The organism is Anaerostipes sp. 992a (genome assembly GCF_001940245.1).
GTDB lineage: Bacteria > Bacillota > Clostridia > Lachnospirales > Lachnospiraceae > Fimousia.
In genome coordinates, this window is the sequence record NZ_MJIG01000004.1 from 274406 (window position 1) to 301180 (window position 26775).

Genomic DNA, 26775 nt, shown 5'->3' on the forward strand with positions numbered 1-26775 from the left:
TTTTGTCAATTATTTCGCTGGCAAATCCTTGTTTTTTTGTGCAAATATTTCCTGAGACACACTATGATAAAAAATTTTAAGAATGTCTTATCATAGTATAACAAAAGGGAATCTGAAGAATCAGACTCCCTTTTTCATTATTTTTATAACTTCTAATAAGTATACGTCAGTTTATATGCTGCACTGGACTTACTGCTCACCTTTGAGATCTTAATATAATAGGTTCCCTTTGGTACATTGGTTCCTTTGATATAAGCTTCCATCTTCGCGGATTTTTTCCCTGTAATCTTCAGGCTTCTCATAACATCCCCATTGCTCTTACGAAGTTCCATCTTCACAGAAGCTCCTGGAGATACATATCCAGCAAAATCCATCTTCAGATTCTTACGGCTGGATAAGGTGATCTTATACCAATGGCTGCTGCTGGAAGATGTAGACGCTGCCAGCGTACTGCTCTTAGAAGATCCTTTGGATAATTTAGTTGCCTTGGATTTTGAAGTTCCTGGAGTAGAGCTGTAAGAAGTCCTGCTACACTTGATTCCATAAATTGGTGCACTGGTTTGAACTTTTACATAATAATTCTTATCCCCTGACACACCAAAATATGCCGTCTGATCCTTTAAGGCAATTTTAGAAGAAACTACGTTCTTCTTGCTATCCAACAAGGTTATATATACATTATAGTCTGCATCTGTGATATCAGCTGCTGTTACAGCCAAACGTCCTTTTTTAGAAACGTATTTCTTCCAATAGGAAGTAAGCTGATTGCCGCTTGAGTTGGTACCGGCTCCAATACTAAAATTATTGCTGGCATAAGAAGATGCAAAGGTTCTGGATGTGGAGCTGGAAATGATACATCCAATGGCTCCATATGCTCCATTGGCAGAAGAAGAGGATACATCAGTAAAACGAACATGATACTTCTTACCTTTTACAACAGGAACAAAACCTTTTACTGCCTGATTGGCTTCCAGACTCGATGTCATAGTGCCGATTCTTTCATTATCGGAATCTCTGATAATATCAACTTTTGCTCGCCCCTCATTATTCTTACCTGCAAGCACTTCCAGATAAAACTTTCCGCTATAACCAGCAGTAAATGTACAATCTTCTACCTGACCTTTTGTATTCATGGCAAAAACCGTCAGATGATCTTCATCTGCCATATACTCTTCTAATTTTGCATATGTGTAAACAACACCGGCTTCCATTTCCTGACTGCTTCCTACATTAGAAGCATTTTTTAATGTTCTCCTGCTCAATTGATCGACCAAAGCATCGGAAGCTTTCACATCAGATAAATCCCATTTTGTATCCGACTCTTTTCTTCCACTTACATTAGCAGAAGTATCCGCCCCAAATACTGTCATACTCATGAACAACGAAAATATCAGTCCTAAGCTGCATATTCTTCTGAAGATTTTCATATTTGTAATTCTCCTTTCTGTTGCTATATTTACTTTTATATTATAACATAGGCAGTTCATAACAACAAGTTCGCTTTTAATGACACTTTTTGTTGCATAAGAAATCTGTCGAATTTCTTATGTAACAAAAAAGAGCACCCCTGTCAGGGTACTCTTTTATTATAAAAGATTATGGCAATCTAAATTAGTTTAATTCAGCCTTTAAAGCTGCTGTTAATGCAGGAACGATTTTATTTAAATCTCCTACAATACCGTAATCAGCTACTTCGAAGATCGGTGCTGTTTCATCTTTGTTGATTGCAATAATGATATCAGATTCTTCCATACCTGCAACGTGCTGGATTGCTCCAGAAATACCGATTGCAAAGTAAACCTGAGGACGAACAGTTTTACCTGTCTGACCTACCTGAAGATCACGTGGTAACCAGCCGTTATCAACAACTGCACGAGAGCAGCTTACTTCTCCACCTAATACTTCTGCTAAATCTTTTAAGATCTGGAAGTTTTCTGGAGAACCAACTCCACGTCCACCGGATACAAGGATCTTCGCATCCATAATATCTACAACGTCAACAACAGATTTTACAACTTCCAGTACTTCTACATACTTGTTATCTGGAGTAAATCCTGGGTTGTATTCGATTACTTCTGCTTTAGCGCCTTCGATTCTGTCGATTGCCTGCATAACACCTGGACGAACAGTTGCCATCTGAGGACGATTATCAGGACAAGCGATTGTAGCGATTGTGTTACCACCGAAAGCTGGACGAGTCATTAATAACTGGTTGTGTTTCTGTTCCTGACCTGGTCTTGCAACAAGTGGGAAATCACCAATTTCAAGAACAGTACAGTCAGCTGTTAAACCTGTAGCTACTCTAGCGGATACACGAGGACCTAAGTCACGTCCGATAGCTGTAGCACCAACTAATACGATTTCAGGTTTGTATTCATTGATTACAGAAGATAATGCATGTGCATATGGTTCTGTTCTGTATACTTCTAATTCTGGATCGTCAACAACGATAACTTTATCTGCACCAAATGCAGCTAATTCATCAACTAATCCTTTTACGTTATTACCGATCAATACTGCTGTAACATCTGTATCTAAGTCTTTTGCTAATTCTTTTGCCTTACCCAGTAATTCAAAAGCGATGCCGCTTAACTCATTATCTACCTGCTGAGCAAAGACATATACACCTTTATATTGTTCTAATCCCATTATATTCACCACTTTCCTAAATTACATGTTTTTCTTTCAGTTTACCCATAAGGTAGTCAACAGCTTCTTCCGGATCAAGAGTTACAACTTCTCCTGCTCCTTTTCTTACTTTATCGGAAGCTTTTGCGATCTTAGTAGGAGATCCATTTAAACCTAAGTTAGAATCATCTACATCTTTCAGATTTTTTCTTCCCCAAGTAGTAATTTCAGCTTCGAAAGCATCGAAGATTCCACCTGGTGTCATGTAACGTGGTTCATTTAATTCAGCCAATGCTGTAACCAGACATGGCATTTTTGCTTTTACTACATGATATCTGTCTTCGTACTGACGTTCAACGATTACGCTGTCGCCTTCGATTTTGATATCCTGTGCGTAAGAGATTACTGGAATATCAAGGTGTTCAGAAATCTGAGGACCTACCTGAGCAGTATCACCGTCAATAGCCTGACGTCCTGTAATGATCAAATCATAATCTAAGTTTCTGATTGCACCTGCAATAGTCGTAGATGTAGCCCATGTATCAGCTCCACCTAATACTCTATCAGTTACAAGAATTCCTTTGTCTGCTCCCATAGCCATAGCTTCACGAAGAACTTCTTCTGCTTTAGGCAGACCCATCGTTAATACTGTAACTTCTGCACCATACTGATCTTTTAATCTTAATGCTGCTTCTAATCCTGCTTTGTCATCTGGATTCATGATTGTAAGCATTGCGCCTCTATCTAATGTACCATCTGGGTTAAATTTAACGCCACCCTTAGTATCAGGTACCTGTTTTACACATACAACGATCTTCACGATAAGTACCTCCCTTATTTAATAATATTTCCAGAAATAACCATGCGCTGTACTTCAGAAGTACCTTCATAGATTTCAGTAATCTTAGCATCACGCATCATACGTTCAACATCATATTCTCTGATGTATCCGTAACCACCATGTAACTGAACAGCTTTTGTAGTTACTTCCATAGCAACTTCTGCTGCATATAATTTAGCCATAGCTGCTTCTACAGAGTAAACTTTCTGAGTAGCTTTTGCCATTGCTGCTTTATATACTAATAATTTAGCTGCTTCTACTTTTGTAGCCATATCAGCAATCTGGAATTGTGTGTTCTGGAATTTAGCAATAGAACGACCGAACTGTTTTCTTTCCTGAACATAAGCGATAGTTGCTTCTAATGCACCTTCAGCTAAACCAAGAGCCTGAGAAGCGATACCGATACGTCCACCGTCTAATGTGTGCATAGCGATTCCAAAACCTTTACCCTGTTTACCTAACAGGTTTTCTTTAGGGATACGACAATCTTCGAAGATTAATTCATATGTAGCGGATCCACGGATACCCATTTTCTTTTCTTTTGTTCCGAATGAGAATCCTGGAGTTCCTTTTTCAACGATGAAAGCAGAGATTTCTTTCATCTTTCTTCCGCGTTTTTCAACAACGCCAGTAACAGCGATTACGATATAAACGTCAGCATATTTACCGTTTGTGATGAAACATTTGGATCCGTTGATTACCCATTCGTCACCATCTAAAACAGCTTTTGTCTGCTGTCCCTGAGCATCAGTACCAGCACCTGGTTCTGTTAAACCGAAAGCACCTAATTTTCTACCGGATGCTAAATCTGGGATATATTTCTGTTTCTGAGCTTCTGTACCATAAGTCTGGATTGGATCGATACATAAAGATGTATGTGCAGATACAATAACACCTGTTGTACCACAAACTTTTGATAATTCTTCAACACACATTACATATGTTAAAGGATCGCAGCCCTGTCCGCCATATTCTTTAGGAACAGGAATACCCATGAAGCCAGCTTTTGCCATCTTTTTAACAGTTTCTTCAGGGAACTGTTCGTTTTCGTCTGTTTCCTGTGCAAGAGGCTTAACTTCGTTTTCAGCAAATTCTTTGAATAAAGATCTTGCCATTTCATGTTTCTTACTTAATGTGAAATCCATCTTATATTCCTCCATAATTAATTTCTTACTCTCTTTCGCGGATTACTTTCGAAAGATATTTAAATTGCCATCCGACAATTATTATTTGCTATAATCGTAGAAGCCGATACCTGTCTTACGACCTAATTTGCCACCACGTACCATTTTTCTTAATAATGGATGTGGACGATATTTAGAATCGCCTGTTTCATTGTATAATACTTCCATAATTGCTAAACAAACATCTAAACCAATTAAATCACCTAAAGCTAAAGGTCCCATAGGGTGGTTAGCACCTAATTTCATAGCTGTATCGATACCTTCTACAGAAGCAACACCATCTGCAAGGATACCAACTGCTTCGTTAACCATTGGGATTAAGATACGGTTAACTACGAATCCAGCAGCTTCTTCAACCTGAACTGGTACTTTTCCGATTTCTTCAGAAATTGCTTTAATTTTATCAACTACTTCTTCAGGAGTATTGATACCAGCGATTACTTCAACAAGCTTCATTACAGGAGCTGGGTTAAAGAAATGCATACCGATCATTGGACGATCAAGTCCTGCACCGATTTCTGTGATAGATAAAGAAGATGTATTTGTTGCAAAGATACATTCAGGTTTGCAGATATCCTGTAATTCTTTGAATGTCTGTTTTTTGATTTCCATGTTTTCGATTGCAGCTTCAACTACTAAATCGCAATCTCCACAGATTTCTTTTGTTCCTGTTGTGATTTTTGCAAGAATTGCTTCTGCTTTATCAGCATCCATTTTTCCTTTTGCAACACGTTTTTCAAAACCTTTTGCAATTTTATTTTTTCCGTTTGCTGCAAATTCATCATTGATGTCACAAAGACATACTTCATAACCTTCTGTCTGAGCAAATGCCTGAGCGATACCGCTACCCATTGTACCTGCGCCGATAATTCCTACTTTCATGTTCTTTTCCTCCTAGAAAATACTATAATTTGTATATTTCTTCAGTTCTCTTTCCATACATATAGAAAGAGAACTGAAGGTGTTTTATTAGCTGTTTGATTACTTATTCTGGAATCCACCTAAATCTTTGATTTTCTGCTTATTTAAGAATGCAGACATTCCGTTCTTCTGATCTTCAGATTCGAAGCAGCTTCCGAATAATTTTTCTTCAATTACGATAGCATCATCCATTGTAGCATCTAAACCATCGTTGATTGCTTTCTTACATGCACGAACTGCGATTGGTGCGTTGCTTGCGATCTTAGCTGCCATCTTCTTAGCTGCAGGAAGTAATTCTTCCTGTGTATAAACTGCATTCACTAATCCAATTCTATAAGCTTCATCAGCTTTGATGTTGAATGCTGTGTAAATCATCTCTTTTGCTTTACCAACACCAACGATACGAGCCAATCTCTGAGTTCCGCCAAAACCTGGTGTGATTCCTAAACCAACTTCAGGCTGTCCAAAGATAGCATTGTCTGCGCAAAGTCTGATATCACAGCTCATAGCAATTTCACATCCGCCACCTAAAGCGAATCCGTTCACTGCAGCGATAACTGGAATTGGAAGAGTTTCAATCTTACGGAATACATCATTACCGATCTTACCGAATGCTTCTCCTTCTGCTTTTGTTAATGTGCTCATTTCTCCGATATCAGCACCAGCTACGAAAGATTTTTCTCCTGCTCCAGTTAAAATCAGTGCTCTTGTGTTGTCTAAATCTACAGCATCGATCACTGCTTCTAAGTCTTTTAATACTTCGCTATTTAACGCATTTAATGCTTTTGGACGATTAATTGTGATTAAACCTACAAAACCTTCCTGTTCATATGTAACGAATCCCATTGGTAGATTCTCCTTTCCAAATTGGCAATGATTAATTAGTCTCTTTCAACGATTGTTGTACAACCCATTCCTCCACCGATACACAGAGTAGCAAGACCCTTCTTAGCATCTCTCTTCTGCATTTCATGAAGTAATGTTACAAGAATACGGCATCCAGAAGCTCCTACAGGATGTCCTAATGCAATGGCACCACCGTTAACGTTAACTTTGCTCATATCGAATTTCAAATCTCTAGCTACTGCTAATGACTGAGTTGCGAAAGCTTCGTTTGCTTCAATTAAGTCCATATCGTCGATTGTTAAGTTTGCTTTTGCTAATGCTTTTGTTGTAGAAGCTACAGGTCCAACTCCCATGATAGTAGGATCAACTCCACCAAGAGCTCCTGTAACATATGTAGCCATAGGAGTAACGCCTAATTCTTTTGCTTTTTCTTCGCTCATAACAACAACTGCTGCTGCACCATCGTTGATACCAGAAGCGTTACCAGCTGTTACAACACCGCCTTCTTTTCCTGAACAACATCTTAAACCTGCAAGAGATTCAGCTGTTGTTCCAGGTCTTGGTCCTTCATCTGTATCTACGATAACAGTTTTCTTTCTGGATTTTACTTCTACAGGAACGATTTCATCTTTGAATCTTCCTGATTCCTGAGCTGCTACTGCTTTCTGCTGAGAGCTTGCTGCAAATGCATCTAATTCTTCACGTTTCAGTCCCCACTGATCTGCTACGTTTTCAGCTGTGATCATCATGTGATAATTATTGAATGCATCTGTTAATGCATCGTTAACCATTGTATCAACAACAACGCCGTTGTTCATACGGTATCCAAAACGTGCTTTCTGTAATGCATATGGAGCCATGGACATGTTTTCCATACCACCAGCAACAACGATATCAGCATCTCCTGCCTGAATCATCTGTGCAGCCATGTTTACACAGTTAAGACCAGAACCGCAAACTACGTTAACTGTAACTGCAGGTACTTCGATAGGAAGACCAGCTTTGATAGATGCCTGACGTGCAACGTTCTGTCCTAATCCAGCCTGGATTACACATCCCATGTATACGTGATCAACCTGTTCTGGTGCAACGCCAGCTCTGTTAAGAGCTTCTTTAATTACGATAGATCCTAATACTGGTGCTGGAGTTGTGCTTAATCCTCCACCCATTTTTCCGATTGCTGTACGACATGCACCTGCAATAACAACTTTCTTTGCCATAATCTGTTACCTCCATAATAAACTTTAACTATAACTTTTTCGTCCGGGTGTAACACCCTTTCTTAGTGTTAATATTATCACAATCTCTTTTTGTTTTCAATGCTATTTTTTTCACAACATATTACTGACAACTCTATTTTTTGTCGAAAAAACGGCTTATTTAAGCCATTTTCTGTACATCTTTACTAAAAACTATAATTGTACTTTTTCTAATACAATGACTTTTCTATCATTTTTTTGAATGTTTTCTATTATTTACACAGAAAATACTTTCATCATTTCCGGTTCTTTCCAAATGAGTTTTTAGCCTTTTTGTCTTTTTGTCAACAAAATAACAAATTTGATAGTCAAATCAATCAGAACTCATAGCTTTTCGATATTCATCTACCTTTTAGCGTTCTACAATTGAAATAGACTCGATGGCAACTCCACCGCCTCTGACCACTTCAATCCGGCCACTGAATTTATCGTTGAAGAAATTGATAATATTATCATTCTTTCCTTCCGTATGAAGAGATTCTATTAACACATTATCCTTACCATAATCTACCACACGAAAACGGAATACATCTGCCATCTGAAAGATCTCGTTCTTCTCCTGAAGACTGCAGCCCTTCACTTTTATGAAAAGAACTTCCTTCATGCGAATTGGAACTGCCGTATAATCCATAACCTTGATTACTTCCACACTTCGGTTCAATTGCTTTTTGATCTGTTCAAAGGTAGCATCATCACTGGTTACCGCGATAGTCATTCGCGATACGGTTTCATCCTCGGTAGTTCCTACTGTCAGGCTCTTCAGATTATATGATTTTCCAGAAAAAAGGCCTGCGATCCGGGCCAGAACTCCTACCCGGTTTTCTACATACAAAGAAATCCATCTTTTTTTCATTTCTCCCATGTTCTCTTCCTCCTATCCTTCTAAAATCATTTCATCCAATGCTTTTCCACCCTGTACCATAGGAAGTACCAGATGATCTGCATCTACCATAAATTCAATAATGGTTGGTACGGTTGTCTCTTTCATTGCCTCTTCGAATGCCGGCCTTATTTCTTCCTGATTCCATACACGGATTCCTTTTGCTCCATAGCTTTCGGCTAATTTTACAAAGTCCGGTGTATAAGGAGGGCATCCTTCTCCTGGTCCCTTGCAGGTATATTCGCAGGAACGCCGTTTGCACAGACAGGTACTGGCATAACGCTTATCATAGAATAAGTCCTGCATCTGACGCACCATTCCAAGATATCCATTGTTAAAAATACAAAAGATGACCGGACACTCCTGCTGAACAGCGGTTGCCATCTCCTGGATATTCATCTGTGCACCTCCGTCTCCAGAATAACAGAGTACGTGCTGACCTCTGTGTGACATAGATGCACCAATGGCAGCCGGGAATCCGAATCCCATAGTTCCCAGACCTCCGGAAGTGATCAGCTGACGTTTTGGATGTGTCATCTCTGTAAACTGAGTTGCCCACATCTGGTGCTGACCCACATCAGTTACGATGATGGCATCTGGAAGCAGCTCATTGGCAGTTTCGATGACCGTCTGTGGATTCACTCCGTATCCTTTCGTCTCCATTACCAATGGATGCTCTTCATCCCATTTTCGAATCTCCTTTAAAAATTCAGCCGCATGCTCAACTTTATTATGATTCCTTGCAATATCTACCAGTACGCGCAACGCATCCTTTGCATCAGCAACCAATGGAACATCCACGGTAACATTCTTTGAGATGGATGCCGTATCAATATCAATATGGATAATCTTTGCATTTGGCGCAAATTTCCCAAGTTTACCAGTGATTCGATCACTGAAACGAGTTCCAATGGAAAAGAGCACGTCGCATTCAGAAATTGCCATATTAGCCGCATAGCGTCCATGCATTCCCGCATTTCCTATAAATAATGGATGGTCTGTTGGCATAACTCCCATACCCATGATGGTGGATACTACCGGAACTCCTGTAAGTTCCGCCAGTTCTCTCATCTCCATATGTGCATTGGCAATCTTGGTACCACCTCCGATCAGGAATAATGGTTTTTTGGCTTTATAAAGCATGCCGATGGCACGATGAAGCTGTCCGATATGTACCTTCTTTTGAGGTTTATAGCCACGGATATTGACCTCCTTCGGATACTCAGGATTTCCAAGCTCCGCCATAACATCCTTTGGCAAATCTACCAGTACAACCCCTGGTTTCCCTGTTCTTGCAATGTAAAAAGCTTCTTTTATAATTCGTCCCAGATCCTCACGCTTCCGGACAGTAATTACAAATTTGGCAATATTACGGGTACATCCTACAATGTCCACTTCCTGGAATGCATCATTTCCGATCAATGGAAGTGATACCTGTCCTGTAAAGCATACCAAAGGTACACTGTCATAATTTGCCGTTGCAATTCCTGTTACCAGATTGGTTGCACCCGGTCCGCTGGTTACTAAGCATACTCCAACCTTTCCCGTGGAGCGAGCATATCCGTCTGCTTCATGAATCAGTCCCTGTTCATGGCGCGGAAGGACAATCTCAATATTGTGATCTATCTTATAGAGCTCATCGAAAATATCAATAGCATATCCGCCCGGGTAAGCGAACAGTGTATCAACCTTTTCCTCCATAAGTGCCTTCACCAGCAATTGATTTCCCGAAATTTTCTTCATATTCTTATCCCTCCAACTTTCTATATTTTAAATCTTTCCTCATCTCTCAGATTCCAGATTCTCTTCCGCTTTTCGATCAGCAACGATGGGAAAATTCATCTCTTCCTGTGCCTCCTGCCGGAAATCTTCAATCATGGCAGGATCAACCGTCGGAAGATCATCAATCTTCTCTACTCCAAAGCATCGTAAAAATTCTTCTGTTGTCTTTAATAAAATCGGCCTTCCGATGGCGTCCAGTCTTCCCGCCTCACACACCAGGTTATATTCCATCAGTCGGTTAATAGCATGATCACACTTAACACCTCGTATGGCTTCGATTTCCTGTTTGGTCACCGGCTGTTTATAGGCAATAATGGATAAAGTCTCCATCATGACATCCGTAAGTCGATATTTCTTCGGCTGTTTTACCACTTGAATCAACACGTCGTGATATTCCGGCTTGGTGCATAGCTGGCAGGAATCCTCCAGTTCGACCAGCTGAATGCCTCTTTCCTCTTTCTCATAATCTTCTTTCATCTGTGCCAGAAGCTCCGACAGCATCCGATCATTCAGATCCAGTACCTCCATCAGCTGTTTCTTCTTCACAGAACCGCCCATGGAAAACAGGATTCCCTCAATCATTCCTCTTCTTCGCATCATAATGAATCTTCTCCCATCTCTTCTATCAGAATCTTACTTCCCACATCCTCCTGGAAAACATGGACCTGCCCCATCTTCATCAGTTCCAGCAAGGCAAGGAATGTGACGATGATCTCTACTTTCGTTGCCTGTCCTTCTAAAAGGCTTTGAAAATCTATCTTCTTATATTCTTTTATCTTATCTCGAATAAAAATGATCTTATCTTCTATCTTTACTTCATCCTGCCTAATCTCACCAAATTGACTTCGGATAGGGTCTAACTTACTGCTCTTCTTCCTCATTACGAACTCAAACGTCTTTTTCAACTGAAGAAGGGTAATCCCCTGCCCTGCGATGATCTCCTCTGGACGAATCGGTTCCCGATACGCAAGTACCTCCTCTGGCAGTGTAGGAAGCTTATACATACATTTATTTGCTTCCACGTTGAGATCCTTTAGCTCCGACGATGCATACTTATATACTTTATATTCGATCAACCGCTTGACTAACTCTGCCCTTGGATCCTCTTCTTCTCCTTCCTCATTGACTTCCTTCGGAAGAAGCATCTGCGACTTGATCCTTAAAAGGGTCGCTGCCATGACTAGAAACTCACTCATGTTATCCATATCTGCCCGCTGCATCTCGTCTAGATATTCCAAATATTGTTCCGTTATGACCGCAATCGGAATATCGTAGATATCTACTTTATTCTTCTCAATCAAATGCAGCAGCAGATCCAGCGGTCCTTCAAATGCTGTTAATTTTACTTCAATGCCCATATCTTATGTCCTTAGTTTTCTTAATGTAATCACACTGATCTCCGGATAGTTATTCACCCGGATGGGAAATGTGTGTGTTCCCAGCCCTCTGCTTATGATCATCTGACTCTCTCCCTGTCTGTATAATCCAGCGTCATAATCAGGGAAAAACCTCATCTGAGGCGATACCAATCCGCCAAATACCGGCAGACGGATCCACCCTCCATGATTATGCCCGGATAAGATAAGGTCTGCACCCCATTCAGCATATTCCGGAAAATACAATGGATTATGTGCCAGAAGAATATGAAATCTTCCACGCTCTTTTTTTCCAATCGTACGATTCAGATAATCTGGATCCATCTCCGTCTTAGATCCTCTCCGATAATACTCTCGCTCTATAGAAAGCCCGGTAATCCAAATGCTGCTTCCTTTCTTGCATATCTTTATAGTCTGGTTGGAAAGATAAGAAACCTTACATGCCCGCAAGGCAGCTACGTACTCTTCGTACTGTTTGCCATAGGTGTCCGTATAAATCTTCATACGATATTCATGATTGCCATCCGCTGCAACCACTGAATACTTCTTTGCCAACTGAGAAAGCAGATGATACGCCGTCTGTGTCGTCATCCCAGGCTTGCCAACGACCATATCTCCTCCTACCAAAATCATATCTGGCCCTATGACATCGATGATTTTCATCAATTCCTCCTGATCCGTTCCAAAGCATCGATTATGAAGATCAGATAGGAATACCAGCTTCGTCTGGTCAAAGACTTCTGGCAGACATCCAGAAGCGATCCGATACTCCTCCAGGCGTATCTGTCTGTTCTCATAATAGCTGATTCCCGCAACAACACCGCCACACAGGGCTACACTTTCTATCATTCTGGTAAGACTGCTCAAATTTTACCGCTCCTTTTGTTCGGTTATCGTTTTATTATACAACCGAATGGGTTCTATTTAATCTATTTTACTAGAAAACCTATGAAAAAACAAGCACTAGCATGTGAATCACTCCACAGAAAAAGGAACAGATTGGAATACAAGCCATTCTGTTCCTCTTCTGAATCCAAAGGATTCTCTATGTTACATTACGTTCTGCGGATTTCCCTCCATCCATTTCTTAATATTATCGAATACAATGACTGCACGTTTCTCAAATGCCTCTTTGGTTGCAAAAGCCACATGTGGTGTAGCGATCACATTCTTCGCCGTAAGCAATGGATGCTCTTCTGGGATTGGCGGTTCCATTTCAAAGACATCGATGCCCGCTCCTGCAATCTTTCCTGCATTCAACACATCTGCCAGTGCCTGGCTATCGATCACCGGTCCTCGGGATGTATTAATGAAGATGCTTCCTTCCTTCATGCATGCAAATTCTTTGGCACCGATCATTCCTTTCGTCTGTTCATTGAAAGGAACATGCACGGATACAACATCACAGATTGACATCAGTTCTTCTAAATCCACATACTGGATATAATCTACATCCTTTTTTGTTCTGCTATAACCATACACTTCGCAGCCAAAGGCATCTGCGATTCTAGCCGTTCTCATGCCGATCGCTCCGGTACCGATAATTCCGAATTTCTTACCTTCCAGCTCACATCCTACCAGACCATCTTTCGTCCCCTGCTTTCTTATCACCTCGTTGCATGGCAGAATATTTCTCATCAGGTCGATCACAAATCCAAATACCAGATCTGCAACTGCAGCCGTGGAATATCCAGCACAGTTACACACCACAATACCACGTTCCTTGCAGTATGCCACATCCACATGATCCACTCCAGTAAATGCCACACAGACCATCTTCAGATGATCGCAGTGTTCTATAACTGCCTTGGGATATTGAAAATTAGAAAGAACTACCACATCTGCATCTTTGCTTCTTTCGATCAATTCATCCACATCTTCGGTTCTTGTATCGTAATAAATCAAATCAACACTATCACCCAGCACTTCTCTTCCCATGCCAAGCAATTTTTCTTTTGCAACTCCAAGCGGTTCTAAAATTACGATATTCATTATTACCAACTCCTTTTCTTTTGTTTTTTCGTTCTCAATGCTAGTATATCCCTTCTCTTTCTCATTTCCAACCATTTTTTATTTTTTATCCCAACGGATGCTCTGCGGAGACTTGGCAGAGGAAACATCTCCTGCCAGCTGATAGAGAAACTGTTTCAAAACTCTGGAAACACTTTTTGCAAATGTCAATTTCCCAATTTCCTCTGTTATGATCAGCTGCACTTTTCCAATATAAGAACCATTCTGATAATAGGTGATCCACCCTGCTGCATCCCCCTTCTTCAACGGCGCTTTTAAATTCTTCTTCCGCTGAATGTTATACGTAATACCATCCTCTGATTCTCCATTGATAAGCACAGTACGGAAAATTTTCTTACTGGCAATTTTCGCTTCCTGCTTTTCTCCTCCTGCCACTGGAACTGGTTTTAGCTTCTTCTTAAGATCCGGTGCCTCGTACACTCTGCAGCCCCCGAATCCATAATCTAGCAATGTTGTTGCATCTTTGATCCGATCTTTGGAGCTATTAGAAGCCATGACGACAGCAATCAGAGTAATGCCATTTCTTTTTGCAGTGGCACTCAAACAGAATTTTGCCTGACTGGTACTTCCTGTCTTAAGGCCGGTACAGCCTTGATACTGTTTTAACAGCTTATTGGTGTTACTAAGACCAAAGACAGATTCTCCTTTTTTGGTTTTATGGATAAATTCATCCATCCATATGGAAGAATATTTTAAGACCGATGGATGCTTTGTAATCAGTTCTCTGGACATAATGGCAATATCTTTTGCTGATGTTACATGACCTTCCGTATCTAGCCCACAGCAGTTCTTAAATACCGTATTCTTCATTCCCAGGTCTTTGGCCTTCTGATTCATCATGGCAACAAATCCATCCTCACTTCCTCCAATATGTTCTGCCATGGCCACCGATGCATCATTTCCGCTGGCTACAGCAATGGATTTGATCATAACCTCCACCGTCTGAACTTCTCCAGCCTCCAAAAATACCTGGGAACCTCCCATGGATGCTGCATGCTCGCTCACAGTGATTTCATCTGAAAGTGCAAGCTTTCCCTGGCCGATAGCTTCAAAAATCAAAAGTAATGTCATGACCTTGGTAACACTGGCCGGAGGAAGTGCTTCTGAACTGTTATCTTCATAAATAATCCTTCCACTTTCCGCCTCCATGACGATGGCCGACCTGGCTGTTAATTTCAGCTTTTCTTCCGCTGATACCGGTATGGAGCAGACAACGAGCAGTACCACGCATAATAGAACGGAACTGATTTTTCGCATAAAAAAACTCCTAGTATCCTCTTTTTACTATTTTACTAGGAGATTTTTTAATTATTCTAAAAATGTTTCCATTCTTTCTTACTTTTGTGATAAAGTGGCCTCTGGATAATAATAGGTCAGAATTTCTTCATAGGTTTTTCCTGTTTCTGCCTGCTTCTTCGCCCCATTTTGGGACATTCCCACACCATGGCCATAACCGCCACCGGATATGGCAAGTCCGTTTTTTTGTTCCTGTATTACAAAACACCCACTGGGCAGAATCTGGGCATTCTTTACGATCGATCCATCCTTTCGAAGAATTCTACATCCATCTGGAGACAGCCATGTACGAATCCGATATTCTCCCCGGATCTCTCTGACCCCTTTACTTCCGGTAACCCGCAATGTCTTTGCCACTCCACTGCTTCCCCGCTCTGTCACCTGCACATTTTGGATCGTTCCTAGGGATTGCCGGTTTAATTTGAAATATGGAATGGTCACCTGCCACCGATACCACGGAAAATCACTGTCGTAAGTAATCACATCCTCCTTTAAAAAATTTTTCAATTTTTTCTCCGCAGACAGATCCCATCTTTGCTTTTTTTCTTTCTGAAGGCTCCCCGTTAGATACACCGGTGAACTCCCCTTCTGGATCCATACATCATGACTGTCCGCTGTATGTCCCCAGGAGGTTGAAAAAAAGTAGGTGGATATTACCTTCCCTTTATACTTCATCACTTCTCCTGCCGTATCCATAACCGCCTGTATACTTTCCTCACATTCCTGAGAATTATTGTAAACCTGACTGGCTACGCTGTCATCTACATCCGCATCATAAGCCGCCCATTTCTTTCCATTCATCTGCTTCACTGCAAAGGTCCTGGCACAGACCGCCTGCACCTTCAATGCTTCCTTTCCATAAGAAACCGGCATTTCACTCGGAAGTACGGCATACAGATATTCTTCCAAAAGGAGTTGATTAACCAGAAAAATTCCCTTTTCCCCATAATGTACTTCTAATTTTCCACGATAAGATGGATATCCATATCCTCGACGAAAGGACAGAATCTGCAACTTTCCCGTTCCAGAAAAGATTACGGTTTGTCCCACTTTTGTCTTTCGAAAGTTTATGTTCGTCTTCTGTCCCGCTTTTTTCTCAACCACCTTTCCATTTCGTCTCACATAATATGGTTTTTCAGAAGTAAGTACTACCTTTTTATGAAGATATTTTCCCAACGTCTGGTTGCTTAGAAGCACCCGAATTTCTGAAGTATCCATTACTTCCTCTGCTTCCGCCTTTTTTATCACCACCTTTTTGGATCGTTGGTCCTCCGCTTTGGTGAATCTGGCCGTACTGTTCCACAAATAAGGGCCCATCCAGATGCCAGTTGCCATACATAGCATCAATATGCCTAAAATAATCTTTTCTCCCATGACTGCCTCCTATATCATTTTATGATCGATGCAGCCCTGATATTCCTCATACACACTCTTCCAGGATTATTTTTTGACAGATGAAAGGAGCTATCAGAAAACAAAATGAAATCATCACTCCATTTTCCGATAGCTCCTTCTGTATCTTTTGTAATTATTCTCCTATGTAAACTTCCCAAAATGCCGTTCCCACGATTTTGACGCCTAGCCAATGCTAGGTGGGCGATCGCACCAGGCTTCCTGTCTTCCACTGCCAACGGAGGCTTGACATTCCACCAGGAATATAGAAATCCCGTTTCACGTAAATGTAGGTTCAAAATACGCAGGCTGTCGTACACCCCAGGAAGTTCTTTACTTTTTCTTTACATTTATTATACTAAAAGGATATGCAGAATGCAAGCTAATCATACTGACTAATATTTTCCTTTAAGTCCTTTTTAATATAACGAAGGGTATATCGTTCTCCCTTTATGCCATACATCTTCATAAGACGTTCCAGATATCTGCGGGATTCCGGATGAAGAAGATAGGCGCCTATGCCATTTTTATAATATTCATATACATGTTTTTCCCGGAATTTTTCTCCATTATAAACTTTTCCGGCACAGACCCGATCAATGAACATCTCTACCATATAGTTTTTCGGAATCTTCATCCCGATCAATTTCTTCTCCGAACGATCAAAGCTATAATCCAGCCAATATTCAAAATGATGTTTATTGCGTCCCTTATGATGAAGCCAGGCTCTAGACACTCCACACTTCTCTCGTTCAACAGAATTAGGACTCCGATGTCCTGTGTAATAACGGGCCCCCGTAATAAATTCTGATGGCATATATTTTGACATATCATGAAGCAGCCCCTGTTTATACAATCCTACCTGAAAACACATCCGGGCTACCATGATCTTATGATAGGTAATTGTTTTAAAATGTCCAATTGGATCCATATTTCTCACTCTCTCTGTTTTTCTTCTGCTGATCCAGCCAACAATAATATAACAGGATAATAGTATTATGTCAAAGCAATTTTCTTTAGATCCTCTTCTGGTGTAGTAATCGGTGCAATATGATAATGCTCCACAAGAAAACTTAAAACATTCGGAGACACAAACGCCGGAAGGGATGGGCCAAGGAAAATGTTCTTGATACCGAGATGTAAAAGCGTAAGCAGAATGCAAACTGCCTTTTGCTCATACCATGACAGCACCATAGAAAGTGGAAGGTCATTTACATCACATTCGAATGCTTCTGAAAGGGCAACAGCCACTTTGATAGCACTGTATGCGTCATTACACTGTCCCATGTCCATAATACGAGGCAAACCACCGATGGTACCAAGATTCAGATCGTTAAAACGATATTTTCCGCAAGCAAGGGTCAATACAATACTGTCAGATGGCGTTTGTTTCACAAATTCCGTGTAATAGTTGCGTCCTGGTTTCGCACCATCGCATCCACCAACGAGGAAAAAGTGTGAAATATCTCCTGCCTTGACTGCTTCGATCACTGTATCTGCAACTGACAAAACTGCATTGTGGCCAAAGCCTGTCATCACCTTTTCTCCACCGTTCATACCTGTAAACCGCACATCTATAGAATAACCACCAAGCTCAAGTGCCTTTTCAATCACAGGAGTAAAGTCTTTATCCTCTCCGATGTGAATCATTTCAGGATAGGAAACGACTTCGGTCGTAAATACACGGTCAGCATAGCTGGCTTTCGGCGGCATCAGACAGTTGGTAGTAAAAAGGATCGGCGCTTTTATATCCGCAAATTCCTTTTGCTGATTCTGCCAAGCTGTACCAAAATTACCTTTTAGGTGAGGATATTTCTTCAACTCAGGATAAGCGTGCGCTGGAAGCATCTCTCCATGGGTGTAGATATTGATTCCCTTGCCTTTCGTTTGCTCAAGAAGCAGTTTCAAATCATAGAGATCGTGCCCAGAAATCACGATAAACGGTCCTTTTTCCACTGTCAGGCTCACTTCTGTTGGAGCAGGGTTACCGTAGGTCTCGGTGTTGGCTTTATCAAGCAGCGCCATACATCTCAGATTGATTTCGCCCACCTCCATAACGATCGGCAGTAATTCCTCCATGCCCCAATCATCCATACTGATGGCAAAAAGGGCTTTATAGAAAAATTTGTTTACGATCGGGTCTTTGTATCCCAAAACCGCCGCATGATAAGCATATGCTGCTACCCCTCGAATACCAAATAGGATCAGCGATTTTAGAGAACGGATATCCTCATCGGCATTCCAAAGCTGATTCATATCATAATTGTCATTTCTGCCACAAACCAATCCACAGCTGTAACATTCAGGAACAATTCTTTGCTTTTCTGCTTCTATCTTCTGAATCAATGCTCGGATGGTCTCATTGTTAAAGTTCACATTCGTGACAGTGGTAAAAAGTCCTTCTAGAACTATCTGATCCGTAGTTTCAGCCACTAAGTCTTCATTTCCTTCCGTTGCACGGGCAAGACCGATCAGGGCTCCTGTCAATTTATCTTGAAGTTCAGCAGTATCTGCTTTTTTTCCGCAGACACCCGCAGCCCCGGTACATGCTTTGCAGCCTGCGGTCTGCTCACATTGAAAACAAAACATTTGATTGTTCATTTCAAATCCTCCTAATCTTTGATTGATTATTTTTCTTAATTTCCGGGTTCATTATAATATAATCAATCCAACAAATCTGTTGTTTTTCCAACAAAAAGCAGCCACAATTTCTCGTGACTGCTTTATCTTTCATCATAGACGCAAAATGTTATTACAGATTTGTATATCCCATCAATTCTAAGTCCACATCTCTAGCCACATCACGGCCTTCTCGAATGGCCCATACGACCAGGGACTGTCCTCGATGCATATCACCTGCAGCAAAGACTCTGTCTACATTCGTCTTATATTTACCAGGTTCTGTCTTAACATTGGTACGTTCATTGACGGCAACCTTAAATTCTTTTGTTACATAATCCTGACTTCCTAAGAAACCAGCTGCGATCAATACCAGATCCACATCTACTTCATATTCACTTCCAGGGATGTTGACCATCATCATACGTCCGGTCTTTTCGTCTTTCTTGCTTTCCAGTTTTACCAAAACTGCTTTGCAGACTTCTCCCTTATCGTTCTTAATAAATTCTTTGACTGTCGTTGTATAGACACGAGGATCATGTCCATATACCGCGATCGCTTCTTCCTGACCGTAATCTGTCTTGCAGACTTTTGGCCACTGTGGCCATGGATTATTCTCCGCACGTGTTTCTGGAGGTTTCGGCATCATTTCCAGCTGCATTATGCTCTTAGCACCATGGCGGACAGAAGTTCCAACACAGTCATTTCCTGTATCTCCGCCACCGATGATCATCACACGTTTTCCTTTGGCAGAAATATTCTTTCCATCCGTTAAGTTGGAATCCAGAAGACTCTTTGTATTTCTTGTTAAAAAGTCAACTGCAAAATAGATTCCTTTTGCCTCTCTGCCAGGGACCTTAATATCACGAGGATTGGATGCACCACATGCAAGGATCACTGCATCAAATTCCTTTAACAGCTGTTTTGCCTTTATATCCACGCCTACATTTACATTGGTTTTAAAGGTAATTCCTTCTTCCTTCATGATGGACACCTTACGGTCAATATACTGTTTCTCCAGCTTCATATTTGGAATTCCGTACATCAGAAGTCCACCCACTCTGTCATTTCGTTCAAAAACAGTAACCTCATGACCCCTTTTATTCAGAGAGTTAGCAGCAGATAACCCAGCTGGTCCAGATCCAATAACTGCTACCTTCTTACCAGTACGATTTTTTGGTGGATTGGCTTTTGCAAGTCCAGTCCGATAGGCTCTTTCAATAATCGCCAGTTCATTTTCCTTAGATGCAACCGGTTCTCCATGAAGATTACAGGTGCAGGCTGCCATACAAAGTCCCGGGCAGACTCTTCCAGTAAATTCCGGAAATGGATTGGTCTTTTTCAAACGATAATATGCAGCCTCCCAGTTGCCACGGTATACAAGATCATTCCATTCTGGAACCAGGTTATTTAACGGGCATCCAGATGCCATACCGGCAATCATCATGCCAGCCTGACAAAATGGGACACCACATTCCATACATCTTCCACCTTGTTTTCTCTGTTCCTTTTCACTAAGAGGAGTATGGAATTCATTGAAATTTTTAATTCGTTCTTTCGGTTCAATTGCTTCTGCTAATTTTTGTTCATATTCTAAAAATCCAGTTGGTTTTCCCATGTTCTTCTCCTCCTGACTATTTATTTTTATTCTGATAGAACGCTTCAATCTGTGCCTGTTCACTGTTTAATCCACGTTCCTCCATTTGAACGATGGCATTTAACATCCGTTTGTAATCATGTGGCATAACTTTCTTGAATTTTGGAAGATATTCTTCAATATTATCCAGGATCATCTTACCTTTTTCAGAGTTGGTATAGGCAACATGATCTTTGATCATACCAATCAGTTCTAATACATCGTATTTGTTAGAAAGAGATTCAATCCCAACCAAAGCTTTATTTACACGTTTATACAGGTGATTATCTTCATCCAGAACATAAGCAATACCACCGCTCATACCTGCTGCAAAGTTCTTACCTGTTTCTCCAAGAATGACAACACGTCCTCCTGTCATGTATTCACAGCCATGATCTCCAACACCTTCTACGACTGCAGTCGCACCAGAGTTACGTACACAGAAACGTTCACCAGCCACACCATTGATGTAAGCTTTTCCGCTGGTAGCTCCGTATAATGCTACATTACCAACGATGATATTTTCATCCGCTTTGAACATAGATCCTTTTGGAGGATATACGATCAGCTTACCACCAGAAAGTCCCTTTCCGAAGTAATCGTTGCTGTCGCCTTCCAGCTCTAAGGTCAGACCTTTTGGAATAAAGGCACCAAAGCTCTGACCACCGGCACCATTACAAATAACGGTATACGTATCATCGTCTAAGGTATTCTTATAACGTTTTGTAATCTCAGAACCAAAGATGGTACCAAATGCACGGTCAATGTTGGTTACATCTACAGTAATGCTGCGCTTCTGCTTAGATTCCAATGCAGTTTTTAACTGTTTTAAAAGAACTGTTTCATCCTTTGTTGTTTCCAGCTTAAAATCATATACATTCTTCTTATTATACTGAATCTTTTCTTTTTTGCTGAATGGATTCGTTAAAATGTTAGTAAGATCGATGTTCTTATTGTATGCTTCTTTGTTTGGCTCTAAGAAATCGGTTCTTCCCACTAATTCATCTACCGTTTTTACTCCAAAGGCTGCCATATATTCTCTTAATTCCTGAGCAATAAATCTCATGAAGTTTTCTACATATTCTGGTTTACCCATGAAACGCTTGCGAAGCTCTGGATTCTGAGTTGCCACACCAACAGGGCAAGTATCCAGGTTGCAGACTCTCATCATCACACATCCTAATGTTACCAGAGGAGCGGTTGCAAATCCAAACTCTTCTGCCCCCAGCATACATGCAATGGCAACGTCACGTCCACTCATCAGCTTACCATCTGTCTCAATGATGACTTTATTACGAAGGTCATTCTTGATCAGTGTCTGGTGAGTCTCTGCAAGTCCCAATTCCCAAGGAAGTCCTGCATTATAGATGGAACTTCTTGGTGCTGCACCAGTACCTCCATCGTAACCAGAAATCAAGATAACCTGTGCTCCAGCTTTTGCAACACCGGCTGCTACCGTACCAACACCTGCTTCAGATACTAATTTTACAGAAATTCTTGCATCTGTATTGGCATTCTTACAGTCATAAATCAGCTGCGCCAAATCCTCAATGGAATAAATATCATGATGTGGTGGTGGGGAAATCAAACTTACACCAGGTGTAGAATGTCTTGTCTTCGCAATCCATGGATACACCTTTCCTCCCGGAAGATGTCCACCTTCTCCTGGTTTTGCTCCCTGTGCCATCTTAATCTGAATCTCTTTGGCACTTACCAGATATTCACTTGTTACACCAAAACGACCAGAAGCTACCTGCTTGATGGCAGAACAACGATTTACTCCATCTGGACCTACGGTCAGTCTCTCCGGACGTTCTCCACCCTCACCGCTGTTGGACTTACCGCCCAGACGGTTCATAGCAATGGCAAGTGCTTCGTGTGCTTCTCCGGAAATAGATCCATAAGACATAGCGCCAGTCTTAAAACGTTTTACGATAGATTCCACACTCTCAACCTGAGAAAGAGGAATTCCTTTCTTAGGATACTTAAACTGCATCATTCCACGGATATTTCCTGGTTCCAGCTCTTCATCTACCATCTTTGTATATTGTTTAAATAATTCATAATCTCCAGTACGGGTAGCCATCTGTAACGTATGAATGGTCTTTGGATTATACAGATGCTGTTCCTTACCACTTCTTACCTTATGAGATCCGGTACTGTCTAAAGAAATATCATTCTCCAGTCCCAGTGGATCAAAGGCTGCTGTATGTCTTGCACTGACGTCATCATAGATATCGTCTAATGTGATACCACCGATACGGCTTACTGTATTCGTAAAGTATTTATCGATCACATCCTTGCTGATACCAATTGCTTCAAAAATCTGTGATCCCTGATAAGACTGAATAGTAGAAATACCCATCTTAGAAGCAATCTTTACAATACCATGAAGGATCGCATTGTTATAATCATCCACTGCTGCATAGTAATCTTTTTCCAGCATGCCTTCATTGATCAGATCCTGAATAGTCAGCTGTGCCAAATATGGGTTAATGGCTACTGCACCATATCCTAATAAGGTTGCAAAGTGATGTACTTCTCTTGGCTGTCCGGATTCCAGAATGATGGCCATAGAAGTAGATTTCTTCGTACGGATCAGATACTGATGCAAAGCGGATACTGCCAGCAGACAAGGAATTGCAACATGGTATTCATCCACATCTCTATCGGATAACACAATGATGTTAGCACCTTCCCGGTATGCACGGTCCGCCTCGATGAATAAATGGTCGATGGCTTTCTCCATGGATGTATTTTTATAGAAGGTAATCGGAATTTCTACGACTTTAAATCCTTCATGCTTAATATTCTTGATCTTTAACATATCCGTATTGGTCAAGATCGGATTACGAACCTTTAATACGTTACAGTTTTCCGGTTCTTCTCTTAAGACATTACCGCCTTTTCCAATATATACCGTTGTAGATGTTACTACTTCTTCACGAATCGCATCGATCGGCGGGTTGGTAACCTGTGCAAACAGCTGCTTAAAGTAGTTAAACAATGGCTGTCTCATCTTAGAGAACACTGCCAATGGAGAATCGGTACCCATAGCTGCAATGGATTCGCTTCCGGTCTCTGCCATCGGAAGAACGGATGTCTTCACATCTTCATAAGAATAACCAAATGCTTTTAACAATTTCTGTCTATGCTCTAATGTATAAGATTCCACTCTCTTATTTGGAATTTTTAAATCATGCAGCTCAACGATCTGTGAATCCAACCATTCACCATATGGCTGTCTGTTAGCATATTCTTCTTTTAAGGTATCATCATCGATCATCTCTCCTTTTACAGTATCTACTAAGAGCATACGGCCTGGACGAAGACGGTCTTTGATCTTAATGTTGGTTGGATCAATGTCCAGCACTCCAATTTCAGAAGACAAGATCAGCTGATCATCGTTGGTTACATAGTAACGGGATGGACGAAGTCCATTACGGTCAAGAACCGCTCCCATAATATCACCATCCGTGAAAAGAATAGATGCAGGACCATCCCAAGGTTCCATCATCGTTGCATAGTACTGATAGAAATCTCTTTTCTCAGATGACATATTGTCGTTGTTTTCCCAAGGTTCCGGAATCGTGATCATGACTGCCAAAGGAAGAGCCATTCCACTCATAACCATAAATTCCAGTGTATTATCTAGTCTGGCAGAGTCAGAACCATTCGGATCTACAACAGGAGTTAATTTATGCATCTCACCGCGCAGTGCTTCAGATTCTAAGATCTCTTCTCTGGCATGCATCTTATCTGCATTACCCCGGATGGTATTGATCTCACCATTATGTACGATAAAACGATATGGATGCGCTTTTTCCCAGCTTGGTGTTGTATTCGTACTGAAACGAGAATGTACCATTGCGATTGCAGATTCATAATCTTCATCATGAAGATCCTTAAAGAACAGGCGAAGCTGTCCAACTAAGAACATACCCTTGTATACAATGGTTCTGCTTGATAAGGAAACCACATATACATCCTCATTACTCTGTTCAAATACTTTTCTTACAATATATAACTTACGATCGAACGCAAGACCTTTCTCCACATCCATCGGCTTTTTCACAAATGCCTGTTTGATGTTTGGCATACATTCTAACGCTTTCTTTCCTAAGACATCCGGATCAGTTGGAACATCTCTCCATCCAAGAAATTCCATTCCTTCCTTCTGTACGATGATTTCAAACATCTTCATAGACTGTTTACATTTTAATTCATCCTGAGGAAAGAAAAACATTCCGATTCCGTATTCTCTTTCATTACCAATTTCAATTCCCAATGGTTTACAAGCCTTCTTAAAGAAGTTATGGGAGATCTGCAGCATAATACCAACACCATCTCCGGTTTCTCCTGCTGCATCTTTTCCTGCTCTGTGTTCCAATGTTTCTACAATTTTAAGAGCATTCTGAACAGTGGCATGACTTTTTCTTCCCTTAATGTCTACACATGCACCGATACCACAGTTGTCATGTTCAAAACTAGGATCATACAAACCAATAGACTGATTTTTTTGATTCATATACATTAGCTCCTTTCTCTTCACCTGATTCCATTCCTCCCCTTTATTTTGACGGGCGGTTGATCATTCTTTATTTTTGCAATTTTTATTTTTAATTCTTTCACATTTTGTGTTCATGCATAATCTTACTATACTTTTTTTTATTTGTAAACAGTTTTTTTCGTTAAGTTGTCTGACAATTAGAATACTTAATATTATTAAGTTTATTATCTGATAATTTAAAAAACTAATATTAAAAAGAGGCTTATTGAGCCTCTTTTTAATACAACTTTGCTGTTTTATCGTAAAAATTATTTTTTGTTTTTTTCTTCCAGATACTGTTCATATCCTCTTCTTCTCAATTTACAGGATGGGCAATCTCCACATCCATCTCCAATTATGCCATTATAGCATGTTAAAGTTTCATTTTTAATAATATCCACAACCCCAAGTTCATCTGCCATCTGCCAGGTTTCTTTTTTGTCAATCCACATAAGCGGCGTGATAATATCAAAAGCATAGTCCATAGCCAGTGTCAACGTGGCAGATAAAGACTTAATGAATACATCCCTGCAGTCTGGATAGCCGCTAAAATCACTTTGAGATACTCCTGTTACTAACACATGAATCCCTCTCTGCTTTGCAAAAACTGCCGCGAAGGTTAAGAAAATCATATTTCTTCCGTCTACAAAAGTATTCGGTGTTCCTACTTCCGGGGCATCATGATCCACTTCCATATCGGTTCTTGTGAGAGAATTAGGTGCCAGCTGTCCCAACAGCCCCATATCCATAATATGGTGTTCAATTCCATGCTTCTTGCAAATCGCCTTGGCACATTCCAGTTCCTTCACATGTCTTTGTCCATAATCAAAGGAAACCGCAATAACCTCTTCATATTTCTGCTTTGCCCAGAACAGACAGGTGGTGCTGTCTTGTCCGCCGCTGAATACTACAACTGCTTTCGTTGGTTTACTCATATTTCGTTCTCCTCCATTCTATCGACACATAAATAATCGATTCTGCAATGCTGCATCTGTATTAAATCTTCCTCTTAATGTTGTGGTCACAGTCTTAGATCCCGGTTTCTTAATTCCTCTTGCCGTCATACAGCTGTGATTTCCTTCAATGATCACTGCCACATCCTCTGACCCGGTAACTTTTGTAATAATCTGAGCGATATCACTTCCAATACGTTCCTGCAGCTGAAGACGCTTTGCAACCATATCTGCAATTCTTGCAATTTTGCTAAGTCCGATTACCTTGCCAACCGGTGTATAGGCAACGGTTATCTTCATATCATACATCAGTGCCATATGATGTTCACAGTAGCTGAATACCTCAATATCCTTTACAACGACCAGATCATTTTCTCCCTTTATCGTATTCTCCTCTTCAAAGGTCTTCCCAAACATGGCGGCAATCTCATCATTGGTATAATTCATTCCTTCAAAGACTTCCTCATACATCTTTGCCACTCTCTCTGGTGTTTCCTTAAGGCCTTCTCTCTCCGGATCATCACCCAGAGCGACTAAAATCCCACGAATATGCTCCTTGATTGCTTCTCTGTCAATTGCCAT

21 protein-coding genes and 1 other RNA gene are annotated in these 26775 nt (G+C 40.8%); all 22 read right to left on the reverse strand.

The genetic code is table 11. From position 1 onward, the window contains the following. Window positions 1-152: 152 nt before the first annotated feature. Window positions 153-1427, reverse strand: coding sequence for a hypothetical protein (locus tag BHF69_RS05590; RefSeq protein WP_075670084.1), 1275 nt, complete (start codon window positions 1425-1427; stop codon window positions 153-155). Between the two features lie 184 nt (window positions 1428-1611). Beyond that, the gene (locus BHF69_RS05595) at window positions 1612-2649 is read right to left on the reverse strand and encodes an electron transfer flavoprotein subunit alpha/FixB family protein (protein ID WP_075670085.1); all 1038 of its coding nucleotides are present in this window, start codon (window positions 2647-2649) and stop codon (window positions 1612-1614) included. 16 nt (window positions 2650-2665) lie between these two features. Beyond that, window positions 2666-3448, reverse strand: a complete 783-nt coding sequence (locus BHF69_RS05600; RefSeq protein ID WP_075670086.1) for an electron transfer flavoprotein subunit beta/FixA family protein — start codon at window positions 3446-3448, stop codon at window positions 2666-2668. A gap of 14 nt (window positions 3449-3462) precedes the next feature. Further along, window positions 3463-4614, reverse strand: a complete 1152-nt coding sequence (locus BHF69_RS05605) for an acyl-CoA dehydrogenase (RefSeq protein ID WP_075670087.1) — start codon at window positions 4612-4614, stop codon at window positions 3463-3465. An 81-nt stretch (window positions 4615-4695) separates the two neighbouring features. Beyond that, the gene (locus BHF69_RS05610) at window positions 4696-5535 is read right to left on the reverse strand and encodes a 3-hydroxybutyryl-CoA dehydrogenase (protein ID WP_075670088.1); all 840 of its coding nucleotides are present in this window, start codon (window positions 5533-5535) and stop codon (window positions 4696-4698) included. Between the two features lie 99 nt (window positions 5536-5634). After that, window positions 5635-6420 (reverse strand): enoyl-CoA hydratase-related protein, encoded by a 786-nt coding sequence (locus BHF69_RS05615; protein WP_075670089.1) that lies wholly within the window; start codon window positions 6418-6420, stop codon window positions 5635-5637. A 35-nt stretch (window positions 6421-6455) separates the two neighbouring features. Continuing rightward, window positions 6456-7640 (reverse strand): acetyl-CoA C-acetyltransferase, encoded by a 1185-nt coding sequence (locus BHF69_RS05620; RefSeq protein WP_075670090.1) that lies wholly within the window; start codon window positions 7638-7640, stop codon window positions 6456-6458. A 391-nt stretch (window positions 7641-8031) separates the two neighbouring features. After that, window positions 8032-8532 (reverse strand): acetolactate synthase small subunit, encoded by a 501-nt coding sequence (gene ilvN, locus BHF69_RS05625; RefSeq protein WP_075671709.1) that lies wholly within the window; start codon window positions 8530-8532, stop codon window positions 8032-8034. 21 nt (window positions 8533-8553) lie between these two features. Beyond that, window positions 8554-10302, reverse strand: coding sequence for a biosynthetic-type acetolactate synthase large subunit (gene ilvB, locus BHF69_RS05630; RefSeq protein WP_075670091.1), 1749 nt, complete (start codon window positions 10300-10302; stop codon window positions 8554-8556). A 39-nt stretch (window positions 10303-10341) separates the two neighbouring features. Next, window positions 10342-10941, reverse strand: a complete 600-nt coding sequence (gene scpB, locus BHF69_RS05635; protein WP_083651087.1) for an SMC-Scp complex subunit ScpB — start codon at window positions 10939-10941, stop codon at window positions 10342-10344. Continuing rightward, window positions 10938-11699, reverse strand: a complete 762-nt coding sequence (locus tag BHF69_RS05640; protein ID WP_075670092.1) for a segregation and condensation protein A — start codon at window positions 11697-11699, stop codon at window positions 10938-10940. Before BHF69_RS05640 ends, scpB begins: the two co-directional genes overlap by 4 nt. A gap of 3 nt (window positions 11700-11702) precedes the next feature. Next, on the reverse strand, window positions 11703-12566 hold the full coding sequence (locus tag BHF69_RS05645; RefSeq protein WP_075671713.1) for a metallophosphoesterase: 864 nt from the start codon (window positions 12564-12566) through the stop codon (window positions 11703-11705). A gap of 201 nt (window positions 12567-12767) precedes the next feature. After that, window positions 12768-13709, reverse strand: coding sequence for a 2-hydroxyacid dehydrogenase (locus tag BHF69_RS05650; protein WP_075671715.1), 942 nt, complete (start codon window positions 13707-13709; stop codon window positions 12768-12770). Window positions 13710-13787: 78 nt separating this feature from the next. Further along, window positions 13788-15005 (reverse strand): D-alanyl-D-alanine carboxypeptidase family protein, encoded by a 1218-nt coding sequence (locus tag BHF69_RS05655; protein WP_075670093.1) that lies wholly within the window; start codon window positions 15003-15005, stop codon window positions 13788-13790. Between the two features lie 78 nt (window positions 15006-15083). Continuing rightward, the gene (locus tag BHF69_RS05660) at window positions 15084-16418 is read right to left on the reverse strand and encodes a SpoIID/LytB domain-containing protein (RefSeq protein ID WP_075670094.1); all 1335 of its coding nucleotides are present in this window, start codon (window positions 16416-16418) and stop codon (window positions 15084-15086) included. A 168-nt stretch (window positions 16419-16586) separates the two neighbouring features. Further along, a non-coding RNA gene (gene ssrS / locus BHF69_RS05665) (6S RNA) lies at window positions 16587-16767 on the reverse strand. A gap of 51 nt (window positions 16768-16818) precedes the next feature. After that, the gene (locus BHF69_RS05670; protein ID WP_075670095.1) at window positions 16819-17367 is read right to left on the reverse strand and encodes a DUF5662 family protein; all 549 of its coding nucleotides are present in this window, start codon (window positions 17365-17367) and stop codon (window positions 16819-16821) included. Window positions 17368-17432: 65 nt separating this feature from the next. After that, window positions 17433-19037 (reverse strand): hydroxylamine reductase, encoded by a 1605-nt coding sequence (hcp, locus tag BHF69_RS05675; RefSeq protein ID WP_192846985.1) that lies wholly within the window; start codon window positions 19035-19037, stop codon window positions 17433-17435. Window positions 19038-19188: 151 nt separating this feature from the next. Beyond that, window positions 19189-20673 carry a glutamate synthase subunit beta gene (locus BHF69_RS05680; RefSeq protein ID WP_075670096.1) on the reverse strand — a complete coding sequence of 495 codons (1485 nt, stop codon included), beginning with the start codon at window positions 20671-20673 and terminating at the stop codon, window positions 19189-19191. Between the two features lie 16 nt (window positions 20674-20689). Beyond that, on the reverse strand, window positions 20690-25225 hold the full coding sequence (gltB, locus tag BHF69_RS05685) for a glutamate synthase large subunit (RefSeq protein WP_075670097.1): 4536 nt from the start codon (window positions 25223-25225) through the stop codon (window positions 20690-20692). A 284-nt stretch (window positions 25226-25509) separates the two neighbouring features. Further along, on the reverse strand, window positions 25510-26175 hold the full coding sequence (gene queC, locus BHF69_RS05690) for a 7-cyano-7-deazaguanine synthase QueC (RefSeq protein ID WP_075670098.1): 666 nt from the start codon (window positions 26173-26175) through the stop codon (window positions 25510-25512). Window positions 26176-26193: 18 nt separating this feature from the next. After that, window positions 26194-26775 (reverse strand): GTP cyclohydrolase I FolE, encoded by a 582-nt coding sequence (gene folE, locus BHF69_RS05695; RefSeq protein ID WP_075670099.1) that lies wholly within the window; start codon window positions 26773-26775, stop codon window positions 26194-26196.